This window comes from Flavobacterium omnivorum (assembly GCF_900099915.1).
Taxonomy (GTDB): domain Bacteria; phylum Bacteroidota; class Bacteroidia; order Flavobacteriales; family Flavobacteriaceae; genus Flavobacterium; species Flavobacterium omnivorum.
Map to the genome: position 1 here is coordinate 320,980 of NZ_FNDB01000003.1, position 18,646 is coordinate 339,625.

Annotated in this window: 15 protein-coding genes and 1 tRNA gene; 9 read left to right on the forward strand and 7 right to left on the reverse strand. The window is 35.5% G+C overall.

Translation table 11 applies throughout. The annotated features are described in order from the left end of the window. Nucleotides 1–7: 7 nt before the first annotated feature. From BLS90_RS05165 to BLS90_RS05190, 6 genes are all read right to left on the reverse strand, one after another. Nucleotides 8–1,057 carry a UDP-glucose--hexose-1-phosphate uridylyltransferase gene (locus tag BLS90_RS05165; protein ID WP_091255983.1) on the reverse strand — a complete coding sequence of 350 codons (1,050 nt, stop codon included), beginning with the start codon at nt 1,055–1,057 and terminating at the stop codon, nt 8–10. Further along, complete coding sequence (gene galK / locus BLS90_RS05170) at nt 1,058–2,227, reverse strand: galactokinase (protein ID WP_091255985.1); 1,170 nt, start codon at nt 2,225–2,227, stop codon at nt 1,058–1,060. It abuts the gene before it with no gap. 94 nt (nt 2,228–2,321) lie between these two features. Continuing rightward, complete coding sequence (locus BLS90_RS05175; RefSeq protein WP_091255987.1) at nt 2,322–4,748, reverse strand: DUF4982 domain-containing protein; 2,427 nt, start codon at nt 4,746–4,748, stop codon at nt 2,322–2,324. A gap of 193 nt (nt 4,749–4,941) precedes the next feature. Beyond that, a complete protein-coding gene (locus BLS90_RS05180) occupies nt 4,942–5,991 on the reverse strand; it encodes a glycoside hydrolase family 53 protein (RefSeq protein ID WP_091255989.1) in 1,050 nt (349 codons plus the stop codon). A gap of 6 nt (nt 5,992–5,997) precedes the next feature. After that, nucleotides 5,998–7,098 (reverse strand): glycoside hydrolase family 53 protein, encoded by a 1,101-nt coding sequence (locus BLS90_RS05185; protein WP_091255992.1) that lies wholly within the window; start codon nt 7,096–7,098, stop codon nt 5,998–6,000. Between the two features lies 1 nt (nt 7,099). After that, nucleotides 7,100–8,152 (reverse strand): aldose epimerase family protein, encoded by a 1,053-nt coding sequence (locus tag BLS90_RS05190; protein ID WP_091255995.1) that lies wholly within the window; start codon nt 8,150–8,152, stop codon nt 7,100–7,102. 104 nt (nt 8,153–8,256) lie between these two features. Here BLS90_RS05190 and BLS90_RS05195 point away from each other — a divergent pair, with 104 nt between their 5' ends. Beyond that, nucleotides 8,257–9,255, forward strand: coding sequence for a GntR family transcriptional regulator (locus BLS90_RS05195; RefSeq protein WP_091255997.1), 999 nt, complete (start codon nt 8,257–8,259; stop codon nt 9,253–9,255). Between the two features lie 598 nt (nt 9,256–9,853). After that, complete coding sequence (locus BLS90_RS05200; protein WP_091255998.1) at nt 9,854–10,429, forward strand: hypothetical protein; 576 nt, start codon at nt 9,854–9,856, stop codon at nt 10,427–10,429. Nucleotides 10,430–10,575: 146 nt separating this feature from the next. Here the strand turns inward: BLS90_RS05200 and BLS90_RS05205 are convergent. Next, nucleotides 10,576–10,655: transfer RNA gene (locus tag BLS90_RS05205), tRNA-Leu, on the reverse strand. A gap of 291 nt (nt 10,656–10,946) precedes the next feature. Between BLS90_RS05205 and BLS90_RS05210 the strand changes: the two genes are divergently transcribed. The 7 genes from BLS90_RS05210 (at nt 10,947) to bioB (ending at nt 18,603) form a co-directional block, all read left to right on the forward strand. Next, the gene (locus tag BLS90_RS05210; RefSeq protein ID WP_091255999.1) at nt 10,947–11,888 is read left to right on the forward strand and encodes a ribose-phosphate pyrophosphokinase; all 942 of its coding nucleotides are present in this window, start codon (nt 10,947–10,949) and stop codon (nt 11,886–11,888) included. Nucleotides 11,889–11,931: 43 nt separating this feature from the next. Then, complete coding sequence (locus tag BLS90_RS05215; RefSeq protein WP_091256001.1) at nt 11,932–12,543, forward strand: 50S ribosomal protein L25/general stress protein Ctc; 612 nt, start codon at nt 11,932–11,934, stop codon at nt 12,541–12,543. A 292-nt stretch (nt 12,544–12,835) separates the two neighbouring features. Further along, nucleotides 12,836–13,462 (forward strand): aminoacyl-tRNA hydrolase, encoded by a 627-nt coding sequence (gene pth / locus BLS90_RS05220; protein ID WP_091256003.1) that lies wholly within the window; start codon nt 12,836–12,838, stop codon nt 13,460–13,462. A 168-nt stretch (nt 13,463–13,630) separates the two neighbouring features. After that, complete coding sequence (locus BLS90_RS05225) at nt 13,631–15,667, forward strand: M43 family zinc metalloprotease (RefSeq protein ID WP_091256006.1); 2,037 nt, start codon at nt 13,631–13,633, stop codon at nt 15,665–15,667. Between the two features lie 98 nt (nt 15,668–15,765). Continuing rightward, nucleotides 15,766–16,695 (forward strand): bifunctional riboflavin kinase/FAD synthetase, encoded by a 930-nt coding sequence (locus tag BLS90_RS05230; protein ID WP_091256083.1) that lies wholly within the window; start codon nt 15,766–15,768, stop codon nt 16,693–16,695. Nucleotides 16,696–16,812: 117 nt separating this feature from the next. Beyond that, nucleotides 16,813–17,268 carry a hypothetical protein gene (locus BLS90_RS05235; RefSeq protein ID WP_091256008.1) on the forward strand — a complete coding sequence of 152 codons (456 nt, stop codon included), beginning with the start codon at nt 16,813–16,815 and terminating at the stop codon, nt 17,266–17,268. A 249-nt stretch (nt 17,269–17,517) separates the two neighbouring features. Beyond that, nucleotides 17,518–18,603 carry a biotin synthase BioB gene (bioB, locus tag BLS90_RS05240; protein ID WP_091256010.1) on the forward strand — a complete coding sequence of 362 codons (1,086 nt, stop codon included), beginning with the start codon at nt 17,518–17,520 and terminating at the stop codon, nt 18,601–18,603. Nucleotides 18,604–18,646 lie beyond the last annotated feature (43 nt).

Consider the following 18,646-nt stretch of genomic DNA (forward strand, 5'->3'; position numbering starts at 1 on the left):
TTAATGGTTATCTATTTTTATAATGAACGTTCGACTGTTCCCTTAAAAAGGCAGCACTTTTCTCCGGCGTGATGTCTCTTTGTGATTCTCCCATCATTTCATACCCTACCATAAATTTCTTTACGGTAGCAGAGCGCAGCAATGGCGGATAAAAATGCATGTGAAAATGCCATTCCGGATGCAATTCTCCGTCTGTAGGCGATTGATGAATTCCGGATGAATACGGGAAAGACGTTTCAAAAAGGTTGTCGTACTTGGTCGTCAATTGTTTTAAAATAACCGCAAAATCGGTTACTTCTGTTTCCGTAAAATCCGTTATTTTACTTATATTTCGTTTGCTGACAATCATAGTTTCATAAGGCCAAATCGCCCAAAAAGGAACCAATACCACAAAATGATCATTCTCAATCACAATGCGTGCATCTAACTTCAACTCTTCTTTTACATACTCTTCTAAAAGAGTTTTGTTATGTTTGTCAAAATAGGCTTTCAGGTTATTTTGCGTTTTCTCTACCTCGGTTGGCAACGAAGATTGCGCCCAAATTTGTCCGTGTGGATGCGGATTACTGCAACCCATAACACTTCCTTTATTTTCGAAAATCTGAACATGGTTGATATAATCTACATTCCCTAAATCTGTATATTCTTTTTGCCACGTATGAATGATATTTTCAATCGCTTCAACTGGCATTTCTGGCAAGGTCAAATTGTGTTTTGGCGAAAAGCAAACCACTCTAGAAATTCCTCTTTCTGGTTTTGCTCTAAAAAAAGTTGCACTACTATTTTCTTCAAAAGCAATTTCTTCTTGCTTTAAAGCAGCAAAATCATTTTCAAAAACAAAAGAACTTTCATAATCCGGATTGACCATTCCATTCGCTCGAACATTTCCTGGACACAAATAACAAGTTGGGTCATATTCCGGCAATGCATCCGAAGGTACTGTTTCATTTTGTCCTTGCCAAGGACGTTTCGAACGGTGTGGAGAAACCAGCACCCATTCGTTGATTAACGGATTATAACGTCTGTGCGGATCTTCGTTGATGTCAAAATTTTTCATTTATTTCGCAATATAAAGTGATGTTCCGTTTCCAATTTTTACATCGTAAATTTTTAATTCTATTCCAAATTTATCTAAATAAAGAGTAGAAAGCTGTTGTTTAATTCGCTCTTCTTGTCCTTTTTTAATCAAATTAATGGTACAACCGCCAAAACCGCCGCCCATTAATCGAGAGCCTATCACTGATTTATCTTCTTTCACCGTGTGTACTAAAAAATCTAATTCGGCACAACTTACTTCATAATCCAATGATAAACCTTCGTGCGTTTCGAACATTAATTTACCCAAGGTTTCGATATCTCCTTTGTCCAAAGCATCACAAGCCTGAGTTACTCGTTTGATTTCTTTTACAACAAAAAGACACCTTTTATAAACATTGGCGCTCATTACATGCTGCAATTCTAAAACATGTTGTTCGTTACAATCTCTAAAACTAGTTATCTCAGGAAAATTACTTTTTATAATCGCAATACCTTCTTCACATTGCTGCCTTCTCTCATTATAAGCCGATGTCATTAAGGAATGTTTCACGTTCGAATCGAATAAAATTAAGGAATAATCATTAAAATTAGCCTCATGGTATTCGAATTCCAAAGTTCTGCAGTCAATTTTTATGACTTTATTTTCTAAACCCATCACACTGGAAAACTGGTCCATAATTCCGCAATTGATTCCTACCCAATGTTCCGCTTTTTGTCCCATAAGAGCAATATCTATGGTTCTAATTTTCAAATCGAAGAGTTCATTTAAACCAAACAAAAAGCCACATTCTAAAGCTGCCGAAGATGACAAACCGGAACCAACTGGAATATTACTACTAAAAACACAATTGAAACCCTCCACGGAATAACCGTTCATTTTCAACTGATTCAGAACACCACGCAGGTAATTTGTCCAAACACTATCCGTCTGCTTTTGATCGTCATTTACACAAACTTCGAACTCGTCGTTCAAATCTATGGCCACAATTTTAGCTGTATCCGAATTGTTTTTTTCGAAAGCAAAACAAATAATTTTATCGATTGCTGCAGGCAAAACAAAACCATCGTTATAATCAATATGTTCCCCGATAATATTGATTCTTCCAGGCGAAAGAACCGTTTTTGATGGTTCTGAGCCAAAAGTCTGATGAAAAAAATCAGTTGTTTTGTGTATTAAAATGTCATTCATGATTTAAAAATTATCCATTCCCTTTTTTTAGGAACTCGCTGTTATTATTGTTATTTTTTTAAAATATTCTGTAAAAATTATATGGATTTTTCGTCTATTTCAAGGCATTCAATGTCAATTTTCCGCTCTTAAGCCCTGCTCCATTCACCTCAAGTTTTATATCGCCAGCAGTTATAGTCGATTTTACTAGCACTACCAATTTACCGCTAAACAATTTCATGGTATCTTTATTAAACATTTCAAGCGAAGTGGCATCGCCATTGCAAGCCGCTCTGTAAGTACCCGCTCCAGTAACCTTGAATTTTAGCTGGTTCGTCGCCGTAGGGCAAGGAATTCCGTTTTTATCCACTACCGATACAGTTACAAAAGAAATATCCTCGCCATTGGCAGTGATTGTCTTTCGATCTGCGTTTAGAACAATTTGGCAAGGCTTACCAGCAGTACGTACTTCTTGTTCTGCAACGGCTTTCCCATTGTCATCAAAAGCCACTACTTTTACCTTTCCCGGCTCATATTTTACATCCATCCACATCAGACGGTAACGATTTTGTGGAGTGTTTTTGTTTTTTTTCTGGACTCCCATACTTTTGCCATTGATAAAAAGTTCTGCGCTGTTGTAGTTCGTATATACAAAAACGGGGGTAATCTCTCCTTCACGGCCTTCCCAGTTCCAATGCGGTAAAATATGCAGAGTGGGTTCCTTCGTATTCCAACGGCTTCGGTATAAATAATAGCGGTCTTTAGGCAAACCCGCTAAATCGTTAATCCCAAAATAAGAACTTCGGGACGGCCAGCTTTCATCATAAGGCGTAGGTTCTCCTAAATAATCAAAACCGGTCCAAACAAACTCACCAATCACCCAAGGCTTATCATCTTGAAGTACAAAATCTTCATCGGGCACATTAGACCAGCTACAGGCTTCTAAATCATAAGAGGAAGATTGAAAATCAGGATATTGTTTCATTTTTTCCTGAACGACAGGGAATTTATAAATCCCTCTAGAGCTAACCGTTGAAGCGGTTTCTGAACCTAAAATAAACCCTTGCGGAAATTTTTTATAGGCTTCATCGTATAAATGTACCCGATAATTCAACCCTGGAATATCTAGCAAAGCGCCAAAACCAGATTCAATAGTTGCTTTTACTTGATCCATACCAACTGTAACGGGACGAGTTGGGTCTTCCCTATGAAAAATTTCTTGTAGCCATTTTGCGCGTTTCACTCCTTCTTCTCCCCATTGATCCGGCACTTCGTTTCCAGAACTCCACATCACAATCGAAGGATGATTTCGTGTCGCTTGTACTAAATTGACGATGTCTTTTTCGGCATATTCCTCAAAAAATCGATGATAGCCATTTTCTACTTTTGGCTTTGCCCATTCATCAAAACTCTCTGCTAAAAATAGAAAACCCATTTCATCCGCCAGTTCCAATTGCTCGAAAGAAGGCATGTTATGCGAGCTGCGAATCGCATTACAGCCCATATCTTTCAATATGGTCATTTGCCTGCGCAACGCCGCTTTATTTACTGCAACTCCCAGCGGACCCAAATCGTGGTGTAGACAAACGCCTTTAAATTTGGTACTCTTTCCATTTAGGCTAAAGCCTTTATTGGCCTCGTATTTTATTTCTCGAATACCAAAAACAGTTGTATTCTCATCTTTAAGTTCATTTCCAACATACAATTGGGAAACTGCTTTATACAAATAAGGAGTTTCGGGACTCCACAATTTTGGCTTTACTACCTTTATATTTTGATCAAATTCTTTTCCGAATTGAATAGTCGACTCCGAAGAATTTAGTTTATGTCCTTCGGCATCAAAAATAGTGGTGACTAAACGCGTATTTTCGCCGGAGACTTTAGTTTTAATGTTGACTTTTGCCAATTCTTCACTGATAAAAGGTGTCTTTATAAACTGTCCCCATTGGTCAATACTTTCATTATTTTTTATAATAACACTTACATTTCGATACAATCCTGCACCCGGATACCAGCGAGAAGCAAATTCTTTATTGGTTAGTTTTACTGATAACGTGTTGGCTCCTTCTTGTATAAATTGGGAAACATCAAAATAGAAATAACTATAGCCATAGGCCCATTCTCCCACTTTTTTTCCGTTTAAATAGATTTGAGGCTCGCTCATCGCACCTTCAAAAAGTAAAATTATTTTTTTGCCTTTTACATCTTTAGGCAAGTTGAATGTATTGCGGTACCAAGCAGTTCCAATATGCGGCAAAGCGCCTGTTCGTCCTGTTTTTTCGGTAGCTATGGTTTCTCCATTTTGAACAATAGCAACTTTTTGTATGTCTACATTTTTATCAAAAGGTCCGTAAATGGCCCAATCATGCGGAACGGTTACAGATTCCCATTTCGAATCATTAAAATTTACTTTATGTGCCGCTTCAAAATCGCCTTTTTGAAATTTCCAATTGGCTTTTAGCACTTTAACTTCTCGTGATTGAGACAAAGCAACTTGTGTACATGCTAAAATCACAACAAGAAAACATATCAATTTCTTCATTTTTATAATAAATTAGAATTTATTTTTTTGAAACACATAAGTCATTTAAGCTTTTAATTTGAGTAATTAAAGTGAAAATCCTAGTGAATTTAAGTAATATCTGATGGCTTTGTAAAAAATAATTTCGGTCTATACTCCCCTTATACCTTTGACATAAGTCAACTGATTTTAAACACTTAAATGACTTATATGTTTACAATTCTTTAAACGCGTCTAATGCCATTGATGGTTTACCGTCAGATTGCCAAGCACTCAATGAATAACCGCTCCAACTTTTTTCTCCCTGCGGCTCCCAATATATCACGCCAAGTCCTTTATTATTAGGCACAGCTTTTACCGCTTTGATTGTTGCTGCTAGCATCTCGTAGGTATTTTGCACTTTGTCATATTCACCACCAACTTCAACAACCATAACTTCTTTGTTGTATCTGGCAACCATATCGTTTAGATTATACGCTAAATCCGAAATAGTTTCCGTGTAATCTTTCTTGATCCAAAAAGGGTAATAAGACAATCCAATCACATCGTACTTTACATTATTTGCTGTAGCATTATCAAAAAACCAGCGGAATTTTTCATTATTATTTCCTTCGTCAAGATGAACAATTACTTTGATTTTAGCATCAATGGCTTTTGTTGCTTCATAGCCTTTATTGAGTAATTGTGCTAGTTGGCTCCAATTTTTGGTACTTCCTTCCGGCCACAACATTCCTCCTGGAATTTCATTTCCTACTTGAACCCATTCCGGAGTAACTCCAGCTGATTTTAAGGCACTCAAAACATCAAAAGTATGGTCGTACACATCCATCATTAACTCCGGGAAAGTATGATTTTCCCATGCTTTTGGTTTAAATTGTTTAGCAGGATCGGCCCACGAATCACTATAATGGAAATCGATCATGATACGCATTCCCATTTTTTGAGCACGTAAAGCCATGACAACAGTTTCTTTCTTGCTGCAATGTCCACTCGCTTTGTCATCATTTGGATTTACCCAAACACGAAGACGAATGGTATTCATTCCTCTGTCCTTTAGGAGTTGCAAACAATCTTTTTCAGCGCCATCGGTATCGTAAAATTTATATCCTGTGGCTTCCATCTGCGGCAACCATCCCACATCAGCTCCTTTTGCAAAAGAATTCTTGGCTGTTGATTGCACATTTTTAGATGTACTGCAAGAAAAAAGTAGTGAAACCAGTGCAGAAGTGACAACGAATCGGAAATACATCGGTATGTTTTTCATTTTAAATTATTTATTAAACACCTGCAAAACAGGTAATGCTTTATTATTAAAATCATAAAATGCTTGGTTTTCAAATGTAGATCCATTTGCGGCTTGATTCCCTTTGAAAGAAATCCATTCGCCTCCCCAATACGCAAATCCCAAACCGTACTCTGACTCTTTTACGAGTGTTTTTACTGCCAAAACAAAGTTTTTTTGTCCATCAGGAGTCGCTGGGTAACCCGAAACGAGTTGCGAATCTAAACCCACTATATTATTCGTCCAGTCATTATAGCCTAACGTAAAAGGATAAGCGGTTTCAGCAATAATCACTTTTTTACTGTATGTTTTTCCTAATGTATTAATGCCAGTTTTTATAACTTCTAAATCTTTTCCGTGCCAAATGGGATAATACGACAGCCCAATGTAATCGTAATCTATACTTTTAATTTTGTTGAAAAACCAATTCGTATCCGAAGCTTTCACACCTGCATAATGAATCATGATTTTGGTATTTGGCGCTTTGGCACGAATAGTTGCGCTGGCAGTTGCCAATAAAGAAATACTTTGTACTTCTTGATTGATTAAATTTCCTTGTGGCCAAAGCAATCCGCTGTTTATTTCGTTCCCAATCTGGATAATATCTGGATTAATTTCAGTGAGTGTTGTCGAAGTATAATTGGCAACAGCCGTTTTCAAATCGGTAAATGATAAATTTTTCCATTCTGCTGGCGTAGTTTGAACCGCAGGATCAGCCCAAGTATCCGAGTAATGTACTGTTAGCCAAACTTTCAGTCCGGCTTGTTTGACGCGTTGCGAAAGCGCTTTAACTTCGGCCATACCAGAACGTCCATTTGCTGGATTTTTCCAAAGACGAATTCGAACCGTGTTACAACCCGCATTTTTCAGAGTTGTAATCATATCTTCTGCTTGGTTGTTGCTGTTGTATAAAACCGCCCCTGATGTTTCTATTTCCGGTAAAAAAGAAAGATCAGCACCTCTAATAAAAGAATCAACTGCAACTGGTGATTCTACTGCTGGCGTTTCTGCTGAATCATTACTATTAGAACAGGAAAAAAGAAGTACAAAAAGAGTCAAGAACCCTGAAATTAGAATATTTTTTTTCATCTTAAAAAGATTGAAATTTATAAATAGTTTTATGATAATATAATTCTCCTTTTCTCAAAACAGAAGATGGGAAATGTTCGTGATTAGGCGCATCAGGGAAATTTTGAGTCTCAAAGCAAATACCGCTTGTGGGATGATAAGTAGCATTTTCTTTCCCTTTTATTGTATTATAACAATTTCCGCCAACATAGATGTGAACCGCAGGCTGATTAGTATAAACAGACATCTTCAATGTTTTGTCACTATTATAAAGAGACGCTGCGTATTCCTTTTCCTTGTTTAAAACGAAAGTAGTGTCAATTTTTGACGGACAGGTTCTGGCCGAGGTGAAATCAAAAGGACAATTAGCAACATTCAGAAACCGTCCCGTAGGGATTCCCGAAGTTGCGGTTTCCAATATTCGTTGAGAATTTACACGCATTTCCTGATTAGTAACGGAGGATTGATGACCATCAAGATTGAAATAACTGTGGTGCGTTAAATTTATAACGGTATCTTCTGTTGTGCTGGCGATGTATTCTATAATTAATTCATTATCGTCAGAGAGCATATAAGTCAAATCAACCGACAGTTCACCTGGAAAATACTCCTCATTATCCGCACTTACACACGTAAAAGTTACTGAAGGATTTTTGCCTTCACTGTACTTTTTTATTTTCCAATTTTTCTGGCTAAAGCCAATGGTGCCGCCATGCAATGAATTCTCATTGTTGTTTTTATTAAGGCAATTTGTTTTTCCGTTCAGTTTAAATTCGCCTTCATTTATTCTTCCGGCAAATCGCCCTACGGTTGCTCCAAGATAAGGCGCGCTTTCTAAATTAAAGGACTGCATGTAGGCCTCTAAAGTGTCAAAACCTAAAACCACATCTACCAGATCTCCATTTTTTAATGGAACTTTTAAGGAAGTAAGTGTAGCACCATAACCCATCACTTTCATTTGTATACCATTCTTGTTTGTAAGTTCACATACAGAAACCTCTTCCCCATCTGGCATCAAACCAAATGATTCCATTGCATAATTGGTTTTAAAATGTGATATGTGTTTTATTTTCATGGTTTAATTATGAAATGTGAAAAACCAAAAGTAAAATATTTGTTACCATTAACATACCAGTACCTACCAGTTTTTTTGTATATTACCAAGAAATTCACTGCTGTATGAAAATAATTTCGATTCAAAACAATCTTGGAGTTCCTAAATACCGACAAATTATTAGTTCCGTCGAGAAGGCAATAGAATACGAAAACCTACAAAAAGGAGACAAACTCCCCTCCGTAAACAAAGTTTGCCTTGAATTCTCCTTGTCCCGTGATACGGTTTTGCAAGCCTATGAAGAATTGAAGAAAAGAGGAATTATTTATGCTATTCCGGGTAAAGGATATTATATAAAAAGCGTTGAAGTCACCATAAAACAAAAGATATTTTTACTTTTTGACGAATTAAATATTTTCAAAGAAGACTTGTATAATTCCTTCTTAGAAAATATTGGTACAAATGTTCAGGTCGATATTTTCTTTCATCATTTTAACACGCCTGTTTTTAAAAAACTTATCGATGACAGTAATGGCAATTACACTAAATACATTATTATGCCGACCAATTTAGCCGAGGCGGCAACGGTGATAAAAACCCTACCAGTTAACGAAGTATACATATTAGACCAAACCAATCCCGAATTAAAATCCTTTCCGGCAGTGTATCAAAATTTCGTAAAAGACATTTATGAAGGCTTACTGAATGGCAAATCCAAATTAAACAAGTACAAAAAACTGATTATGATTTTCCCGGGTTTTCGGGAACCGCTGGGCATGAAAATAGGTTTTGAAAATTTCTGCAAAGACTTTGCATTCGATTATGAAATTATTACTGAATTTAAAAATCAGGAAATTAATAAAGGCGAAGTCTATATCATACCGAGTGACCGGGATTTAGTAAGTGTTATTGAAAAAGCAAAAATTCAGAAGCTACAATTGGGTACTGATTATGGTATCATTTCATATAACGAAACCCCACTTAAAAAAGTAGTAGAAAACGGCATCACAACGATTTCAACTAATTTTGAAGTCATGGGAAAGGTATTGGCACAAATGATTTTAAAAGGCAAAAAAGAACAAATCGAGAACAAGTGTGATTTGATTATCAGGAATTCGTTGTGATATAAAACCAAAAAAACCACCTTCCCGATTTTTTTGTACACGGAGCTGTAATAAGCCACTTAATATGGTCAATACTACAAACTCAAACCTATTTTAGATAATAAGAGAAACCTTGTAGATGATAAAAAAAATATTACAACCATTATTGAGATTGCTATTCATACTAAGGATTAGAAACTATCATTTCATTATTTAACAAAATCACTGATTATGTTACTCGTTCGAAAGCATCTCTAATAACTTACCTCTTTGGGGAACTTTTAATTAAAATCTATTAAACCTACAACTAACTATCAATTAAATCTATTGAATATTCAGTGATTTAATAATAAAACTAATTACATTTGCAGCATCAAAGTTATCCACAATTAAGAGTATTTATTCACATTTCATACACAGAAAGATGAAAATTATTTCAAAATTCTTGAAAAAATCAAAAGAACTAACTAGCACTAGCGTTGCAGGTAAAGATATTAGAGATATCGATTTTACTTGTAATGTAGTTCATGTAGGCCACCTTTTAACTGAAAGTGATATCAATAAAAACAGATCAAGCAAATATAGCTACCTTTCTTTTTAATATTTCAATTATTTATAAATGATATTAAAAGGCTACCCTTATATCCCAAAGGGTAGCGATTTTGACTCAAATAACACTCCATTAAATCGATTTACATTTAAATCTGACATAGTAAATCAACAATATATTGTTGAAGCACTAATGCTTAAACACGACATATACGTAGTTCAATTTTATCTAAAGAGTCATAGGCTATCAGGTAAAAGATTCAATCTCCTCCTAGATAATCCAAAGGAAAAGAATAATAAGCATGTTTTTTATGTTTTAAATACGATTACAAATATTTGTTTAGAGATATATAAAAAAAATCCGAATGCGTCTTTTGGATTTATGGGCGCCCCGACTTCAAAAGAGTCAAATCCTAAAAAAAATAAAGCAAATATAAATCCTGACCGAACGATTAAAGATACTAAAAGACATAGAATATATTCTCTATATGTAAAAAGATACTTTTCCCCTGAAAAATTTTCACATATAGTTTTTAATCAATCAAGCTGCTATCTACTAAAAAATAATTCAAATAAAAAGTTAGATACTTCGCTTTCTAATGATTATCATAACGAATTGATAAAAACTAAAATATCCAATAGCTAAACAAAATATTATATTTTATAAAAAGAGAACTAATAATTTTTACTTACAATAACAAAGATGATTAGCCAAAAGCAAAAGAAATTATAACTCTAAAAATTATAAACCCCATAAAACCAAAAAAACCGCTTCTTTCGAAGCGGTTTTTGTACCCGGAGCCGGAGTCGAACCGGCACGGTTTCCCACAGGTGTTTGAGACCAGCGCGTCTACCAATTCCGCCATCCGGGCTTAGCTAGACATGAAATAACGACAGTTACCTCAACGCAATAAAAGAGATGATTGTGTTTAAATCAACCATTAATTCCTTTAACACGGTGCAAATGTAAAAAATAATATTAAATGTTCAACTAAAAATACTTAATTTTTTCCTTTCAGAGTTGAATAAATTTTATAAATTTGCACCTCGTTAAAAACACAACACACAACTAACTACACCCGAGGCAAATACGCACACAAGGCTTTAATCAATAGACAAAGCTAAACTGTATGGAGCGCAGCGGAATAAAAACAACAAACTAAATGTTACACCTAGAACCAGAAGCTAAAATTTTTGCTTGTTCACAAAGTGTCTATCTTGCTGAGAAAATAGCAAAGGAATACGGAATCCCGTTAGGGAAAATTACCATGTCAAAGTACAGTGACGGTGAGTTTCAACCTTCGTATGAAGAGTCTATAAGAGGATTGCGCGTATTTATTGTTTGCTCTACTTTTCCAACAGCAGATAATTTAATGGAAATGTTACTAATGATTGATGCTGCAAAACGTGCTTCGGCAAGACACATTACGGCAGTAATCCCATACTTCGGTTGGGCAAGACAAGATAGAAAAGATAAGCCAAGAGTTCCGATAGGAGCTAAACTAGTAGCTAATTTATTAGATGCAGCAGGCGCAACAAGAGTAATGACCATGGATTTGCACGCCGATCAAATTCAAGGATTCTTTGAAAAACCGGTAGATCATCTTTTTGCATCAACCATCTTTTTGCCTTACGTGAAAAGTTTAGGTTTAGACAATTTGACTATTGCTTCTCCAGATATGGGAGGATCAAAAAGAGCGTATGCGTATTCTAAATTTTTAGAATCGGATGTGGTAATTTGTTACAAACAAAGAAAAGAGGCCAACATTATCGATACCATGGAATTAATTGGTGAGGTAAAAGGTAGAAATGTAATCTTAGTAGATGACATGATTGACACCGGAGGCACTTTGGCGAAAGCCGCAGATTTAATGATCGAAAAAGGAGCATTGAGCGTAAGAGCGATTTGCACCCACGCGATTTTATCCGGCGATGCTTATGAAAAAATAGAGAATTCTAAATTATTAGAATTAATCGTTACCGATTCTATTCCGTTAAAGAAAGAATCAAACAAAATAAGAGTGTTGAGTTGTGCGCCACTTTTTGCTGAAGTTATGCACATGGTACATCATAACAATTCTATTAGTGGAAAGTTTATAATGTAACCCCAAACAAGTAATATTATTTAATAACTATATTTTTTTTACAATGAAATCGATTACAATTAAAGGATCAGAAAGAGAAAGCGTGGGTAAAGTTGCGACTAAAGCCCTACGTAATGCTGGATTGGTTCCTTGCGTATTATACGGAGGAAATCAGGCAGTTCATTTCTCAGCAGAAGTTATGGCTTTCAAAAACTTGGTTTACACTCCAAACGCTCACACAGTTGAGATCGATCTTGGAAAAGGAAAATCATTTAACGCAATTTTACAAGACATCCAGGTTCACCCGGTGTCTGACAAGATTTTACACATTGACTTCTTTCAATTATTTGATGACAAAGAAATCACTATGGAAGTTCCTGTAAAAATTGTTGGAACCTCTAAAGGTGTTCTTGCAGGTGGTGTTTTACGTTTGAACACTCGTAAACTTAAAGTAAAAGCTTTACCAAAAAATCTTCCAGATTTTATTGAAGCTGACATTACTCCACTTGAAATGGGAAACAAATTGTACGTTACTAAATTAGCAAACGACAACTACAAATTGATTCACCCTGAAAACACGGTTGTTGCCCAAGTAAGAATCTCTCGTGCGGCTATGAAAGCAGCTCAAGAAGCAGCCAAAGCAGCGAAAGCTCCAGTAAAAGGAAAGAAAAAATAATCTTTTTTCTATCAAATTTAAAAGCATCAGTTTTACAACTGATGCTTTTTTTATGATTTATAATGGCTACTTATTTCGTATTTTTAGGAGCAACACTCCTTGGATGTTACACCCTAATCGTCCCGCTTTTCGTTGCAATCTTTTTGCACGCTAAAAAGCGAACAAAAAGGATTTTCACTACAATCTGGGCTACGCTACACTTATATTATTCTTTATGTAAATCCTCCCTAACATCTGGAAATTATCTAAATATGTCATAGTCAAATCATGTAATTAAGTTTACTTTTGCAATATGATAAAATGGATTTCAAATTTAATCTCATCACCACAAATAGAGGACAATACAGCTAATATGAAGAAATTTTTAATAGTTGGACTTGGTAATATAGGCGCTGAATACGTCAATACAAGACACAACATCGGATTTAAAATAGTGGATTTCTTTGCTAAGAAAGAAGGAATCAATTTTGAAACTGTCAAACTAGGCGCACTAGCGGAATACAAATTCAAAGGAAGAACGTTGCTACTTTTAAAACCAAACACTTATATGAATTTGAGCGGTAAAGCCGTTCAATACTGGATGGATAAAGAGAAAATTCCTTTGGAAAATATTTTGATAATTACTGATGATTTAAATCTCTCTTTTGGAACCATTCGCATCCGTCAAAAAGGAAGCGATGGTGGACACAACGGATTAAAAAACATCAACTTAGTACTAAACACGCAGAACTACGCTCGATTCCGCTTTGGCATCAGTGATGAATTTAAAAAAGGAAAACAAGTAGACTATGTGCTTGGTGACTGGGATGATACAGAAAAAACAGCACTTCCAGAAAGACTAGAAGTAGCATCAGAGATCATAAAATCTTTTGGAACCGCAGGATTAGAAAATACCATGACTGCTTTTAATGGGAAATAAAAAAGTCTTAATGTGCATCGAAAAGAAAAATTATTTAATTTTACACTAAAATAGCGTATTTAACTTCAAACCAATCAACGACTTACCTATAAAAATACAACCCTAATCCTATTTAGGAGTCTCACCAATAACTGAGCTGATTTCGTTAAATTCAAAAATACTGATACCATGAAAAAAATTACTTTTCTTTTATTAATAACTCTCCTTTTTGCGGTCAGCGCTACTTTCGCTCAGGTCAGTAACACAAAGGAGGTAATGCTTTTTGGCAAAAAGAAAGTAATCAAAGCAGGCTCCATAATTCGATGTGCCACCACGGAATATGAGGACTATTTGAAAGCCAAAAATCCTAACCGATTGTCTACAGCTGAATTTGAACAATGGATTGCTCCCAAAATCAACTTGGAGAAAAACAAACCAGTAATTTCGCCTAAAGAATTTAAAACAAAAGCAGTAATAACAATTCCTGTAGTTGTGCACGTGATTCACAACGGAGACTTATTAGGTGCAGATGAAAATATATTTGATGAGCAGGTAATTTCTCAAATTCAAGTACTAAATGAAGATTTTAGAAAAAAACTAAACACTCCAGGCTATAACACCAACCCCGTAGGAGCTGATGTAGAAATTGAATTTGCTCTAGCAAAACGAGATCCTGCAGGCGTTTTATCAAATGGAATAAACCATGTGAATTTAGAGCAAGAAAGCTGGTCTACCGATGACATTAATACTATTGTAAAACCACAAACACAGTGGGATCCTGAAAAATACTTAAACATTTGGGTAGTGAAATTTACTAGTACAGAACTTTTGGGGTATGCACAGTTTCCCAGTGGATCTGGACTTTCTGGCATAAGCGCAGATCCTGGAACAGCTGCTACCGATGGGGTCGTGATTGGATATGCTTTTTTCGGATCATCCAGCTACTTTCCCGGCGGAACTTATGTAACAAATTATGACAAAGGAAGAACTACTTCACATGAAGTAGGACATTGGCTCGGCTTAAGACATATTTGGGGAGACGGAGGCTGCGGTGTAGATGATTTTTGTAATGATACACCCAACGCAGGACAAGCAAATGAAGGCTGCCCAACAAATATTGACTCCTGTCCCGAATCCCCGGGATTAGATATGGTTGAAAATTATATGGACTATACCGATGATGCGTGCATGAACATATTTACGGCAGATCAAAAAACACGTATGATAACCGTTATGAATAATTCCATAAGAAGAGCCGCTTTAAAAACCTCTGATGCGCTTACCCCAGGCGTTGTATTTGCAAATGATGCCGCTACAATTGTTCAAAACTTAAATATCATTCCTTGCAACAATTCTTTTATTCCAGTTATCAAAATAGTCAACAAAGGAAGCGCAAGGTTAACCTCGGCTTCAGTCACTTACGGAGTTGACAATGCGAACTTGCAAACGTATAATTGGACCGGTAATCTTGCCAACAACGAATCCCAAAACATCACTTTAAATAACGTGACTTCAAGTGGAGGAAATCATAATTTCAATGCAACAATCATTAGCGCAAATGCAACCACGGATCAAAATTCGAATAACAATAGCAACACGGTAAATTTTGACATTACCAAAAACTACGCTACTAACACAGTAATATTTTCATTACAATTAGACCGTTTTGGAACAGAAACTACTTGGGAACTTACCAATGCAACAGGGACTAAACTGTATCAAGGTGGTCCTTATACTGACACGCCTACAAGCAGTCCACTTCCCGCACCTATAAAAACTAGTTTCGACCTACCAACTAATGGCTGTTATACCTTTACTATTTACGATACTGAAATGGATGGTATTTGTTGTGATTACGGAGTTGGATCTTATACCTTATCGACACCATCAGATGAAATTATAGCTACCGGTGGAAAGTTTGGCGAAGTAGAGACTAAAAGTTTTATAATTGGATCACTCGCTACAGCGGACATAACAAACTCAAACGCTGTCTACCTGTATCCCAATCCTACATCAAATATATTGAATCTTGTTGTTCAAAATAAATTAGAAACTCCGGAAGCCTACACCATTATCAATAGTTTAGGTCAAATCATAAAAACAAAAAAGATAGAAACAGAGGAGGATCTCCGCATAAACGTTTCCACTTTGTCTCAAGGTATTTATTTTTTAAAATTATCTAAAAATCAAGCCGAAACAAGCACCGTTAAGTTCATTAAGAAATAAAATAACACCTAATTATCTAAAAAGGATTGAAGTTTTCAATCCTTTTTTAGTTATATCGATTGGATACCTTAAATTTGCGCTATTATAAAACACTTGCTTTGAATATTTTTCATTCTATAAACGATTTCAGTTCCACAAAAAAAACAATTATAACGTTAGGAACCTTTGACGGAGTTCACATTGGTCACAAAAAAATTCTGGAAAGAGTACTTCAAAACACTGATAATGAAAAATACGAAAGCTTAGTGCTTACTTTTTTTCCGCATCCTAGAATGGTCCTACAAGAACATTCTGAAATACAATTGCTCAACACCATCAATGAAAAAATAGATTTACTAGAGAAAATCGGCATCGAAAACCTTGTCATTCATCCTTTTGACGAAATATTTTCAAGATTGACTGCTGAGGAATTCGTAAAGACGATTCTTGTAGATTGCTTTCATATCCAGAAAATCATTATTGGTCATGATCATAGATTTGGAAGAAATCGAACAGCAAACATTGATGATCTGATTGCTTTTGGAAAACAATATGATTTTGAAGTTGAACAAATATCGGTTCAGGAAATCAATGAAATTTCCGTAAGTTCAACCAAAATTAGAAATGCCTTATTAGAAGGAGATATGACTTTGGCCAACGAATATTTAGGTTATGATTATTTTTTAACTGGAAATGTTATTCAAGGAAAACAACTGGGAAGAACGATTAATTTTCCAACAGCCAATTTAAAAATCGAAGAAAACTACAAACTGATTCCCAAAAATGGAGTCTATGTTGTAAAAAGTATATTGGACCAAAAAACTGTTTTTGGAATAATGAACATTGGATTCAACCCCACAGTTAATGGAGATATTCAATCTATTGAAATCCATTATTTCGATTTTGATAAAGACATTTACAACAAATCTATTTGTGTTTCAATACTAAAAAGAATTCGTTCCGAACAAAAATTTGAATCGGTTGACCTCCTAAAAGAGCAACTACAAAAAGACAAAAAAAGCGCACTTACCTTTATAGGCAATTTATAATTTTACAATAAATTCTTTCGTTTTTTGATAAAAAATTCCCTTTTTTTCTTTAATTTTGATTGTCATACCTTTTTTATCTAAAAAAAAAATGATTTTTCAACCTTTAAAACCAGTCTTATGAAAATACCGAAAGAATTAGTAAATGGATTCATTATAGTAGTAGGCATTGGAATTTATTTCTTAATAATGGAACTTTTAGGTCTGGCAGACATTTATCTTTTGCGCCTTTTCAATGTCCTTTTTATTTTTTATGGCACCCATAAAACGCTTAAGGAAAATTTTGCTCAAGGAAATACCACACTGGTTTCTAATTCCGTTGCCGCACTATTCACAGCTTTAGTAGGAGTTGTTTTGAGCATAATTGCACTAATTATTTATAGTTATGTAAGAGGTGGGGAAGCCTACATTGCATCATTGTCAAAAACCTTCTTATTTGGCGGACAACCTTCAGTAATGACCTATTCGATATCTTTATTATTTGAAGGAATTGTATCCGCGGTAATTGTAACATTTATGCTTATGCTCTATTGGGATACCCGTTATACCTCAGATAAACACGGTGCTGAATCATAAAGTAAAACACACATCAACCTTAATTTTTAGATCCTCGCAAAAGCAATAGTAAAGTCTTTTCGAGGATTTTTTAATCTGTGTTTTTCTAAAATATTCTTATTACTTTAAAACCACTATTAGATTACAAAAATACTTGGACCCTCTTTTAAAAATTAATTTGCTGAAATTTTAATGCGTGGCTTTTCAATACTATTGCATTGCTTCTTTAGAACAATTTAACTACTTTTGACACATCATAAAATCGTATCGATGAGCATTACAAAACACAACTGGACTAAAGAAGAAATTATTGCACTATACAACAAACCTATGATGGACTTGCTTTATGAAGCAGCTTCAATTCATAGAGAACATCACGATCCTAACGTGGTTCAAGTTTCAACTTTACTATCTATAAAAACAGGTGGCTGTCCAGAAGATTGCGGGTATTGTCCGCAAGCAGCTCGGTATCATACTGCTATTGAAGGAAATGATCTAATGTCTGTCAGTCAAGTAAAAGCACAAGCTTTACGTGCAAAATCAAGTGGTTCGTCCCGTGTTTGCATGGGAGCAGCATGGAGAAACGTAAAAGATGGTCCTGAATTTGACCAAGTTTTAGAAATGGTTCGCACCATTAACAAACTAGATATGGAAGTGTGCTGTACTCTTGGGATGATCACTGAAAACCAAGCACATCGTTTGGCGGAAGCAGGTTTGTATGCCTATAATCACAATTTAGATACCTCTGAAGAATACTACAAAGAAGTTATTTCGACACGCGGATTTGAAGACCGCTTGCAAACCATAGCCAATGTTCGCAAAACCAACGTTACCGTTTGTAGCGGTGGAATCATTGGAATGGGTGAAAGCATCGAAGACAGAGCTGGGATGCTAGTGGCGCTTTCTACGTTAAATCCACAACCTGAATCAGTTCCAATTAATGCCTTGGTAGCCGTGGAAGGAACTCCAATGGAAGAAGAAAAACCAGTTGAAATATGGGAAATGATCAGAATGGTAGCCACTACCAGAATCATCATGCCGGAAACCCAAGTTCGTTTATCTGCAGGAAGAATGAACATGAGCCGTGAAGGTCAGGCCATGTGTTTCTTTGCTGGTGCCAACTCCATTTTTGCAGGAGACAAGCTGTTGACAACCCCAAATCCTGACGTAAACGAAGACATGAAAATGTTTGAAATGTTAGGTTTAAACCCTCAAAAACCATTTACAAAAGTTTCTCAACCGCAAACCGTTGAGGCTGAAAATTCTCAATTTGCTCCACTTGGTGAAAAACCAAAATGGTCCAGACCCGGACATACTATCGAAAAAAACATTGAGGCTTCTGCTAAAGAAAAATAATAATTTTTTAAAATCAATACTAAAAACCATCTTGTTTAAGCAA

What these genes read in the sequence shown, in the direction of transcription:
- BLS90_RS05225 (WP_091256006.1), top strand. Translation starts at nt 13,631, where the DNA reads ATGAAAAAAATTACTTTTCTTTTATTAATAACTCTCCTTTTTGCGGTC.
- BLS90_RS05180 (WP_091255989.1), bottom strand. Translation starts at nt 5,991, where the DNA reads ATGAAAAACATACCGATGTATTTCCGATTCGTTGTCACTTCTGCACTG.
- BLS90_RS05185 (WP_091255992.1), bottom strand. Translation starts at nt 7,098, where the DNA reads ATGAAAAAAAATATTCTAATTTCAGGGTTCTTGACTCTTTTTGTACTT.
- bioB (WP_091256010.1), top strand. Translation starts at nt 17,518, where the DNA reads ATGAGCATTACAAAACACAACTGGACTAAAGAAGAAATTATTGCACTA.
- pth (WP_091256003.1), top strand. Translation starts at nt 12,836, where the DNA reads ATGATAAAATGGATTTCAAATTTAATCTCATCACCACAAATAGAGGAC.
- BLS90_RS05235 (WP_091256008.1), top strand. Translation starts at nt 16,813, where the DNA reads ATGAAAATACCGAAAGAATTAGTAAATGGATTCATTATAGTAGTAGGC.
- BLS90_RS05175 (WP_091255987.1), bottom strand. Translation starts at nt 4,748, where the DNA reads ATGAAGAAATTGATATGTTTTCTTGTTGTGATTTTAGCATGTACACAA.
- BLS90_RS05200 (WP_091255998.1), top strand. Translation starts at nt 9,854, where the DNA reads ATGATATTAAAAGGCTACCCTTATATCCCAAAGGGTAGCGATTTTGAC.
- galK (WP_091255985.1), bottom strand. Translation starts at nt 2,227, where the DNA reads ATGAATGACATTTTAATACACAAAACAACTGATTTTTTTCATCAGACT.
- BLS90_RS05210 (WP_091255999.1), top strand. Translation starts at nt 10,947, where the DNA reads ATGTTACACCTAGAACCAGAAGCTAAAATTTTTGCTTGTTCACAAAGT.
- BLS90_RS05190 (WP_091255995.1), bottom strand. Translation starts at nt 8,152, where the DNA reads ATGAAAATAAAACACATATCACATTTTAAAACCAATTATGCAATGGAA.
- BLS90_RS05195 (WP_091255997.1), top strand. Translation starts at nt 8,257, where the DNA reads ATGAAAATAATTTCGATTCAAAACAATCTTGGAGTTCCTAAATACCGA.
- BLS90_RS05165 (WP_091255983.1), bottom strand. Translation starts at nt 1,057, where the DNA reads ATGAAAAATTTTGACATCAACGAAGATCCGCACAGACGTTATAATCCG.
- BLS90_RS05215 (WP_091256001.1), top strand. Translation starts at nt 11,932, where the DNA reads ATGAAATCGATTACAATTAAAGGATCAGAAAGAGAAAGCGTGGGTAAA.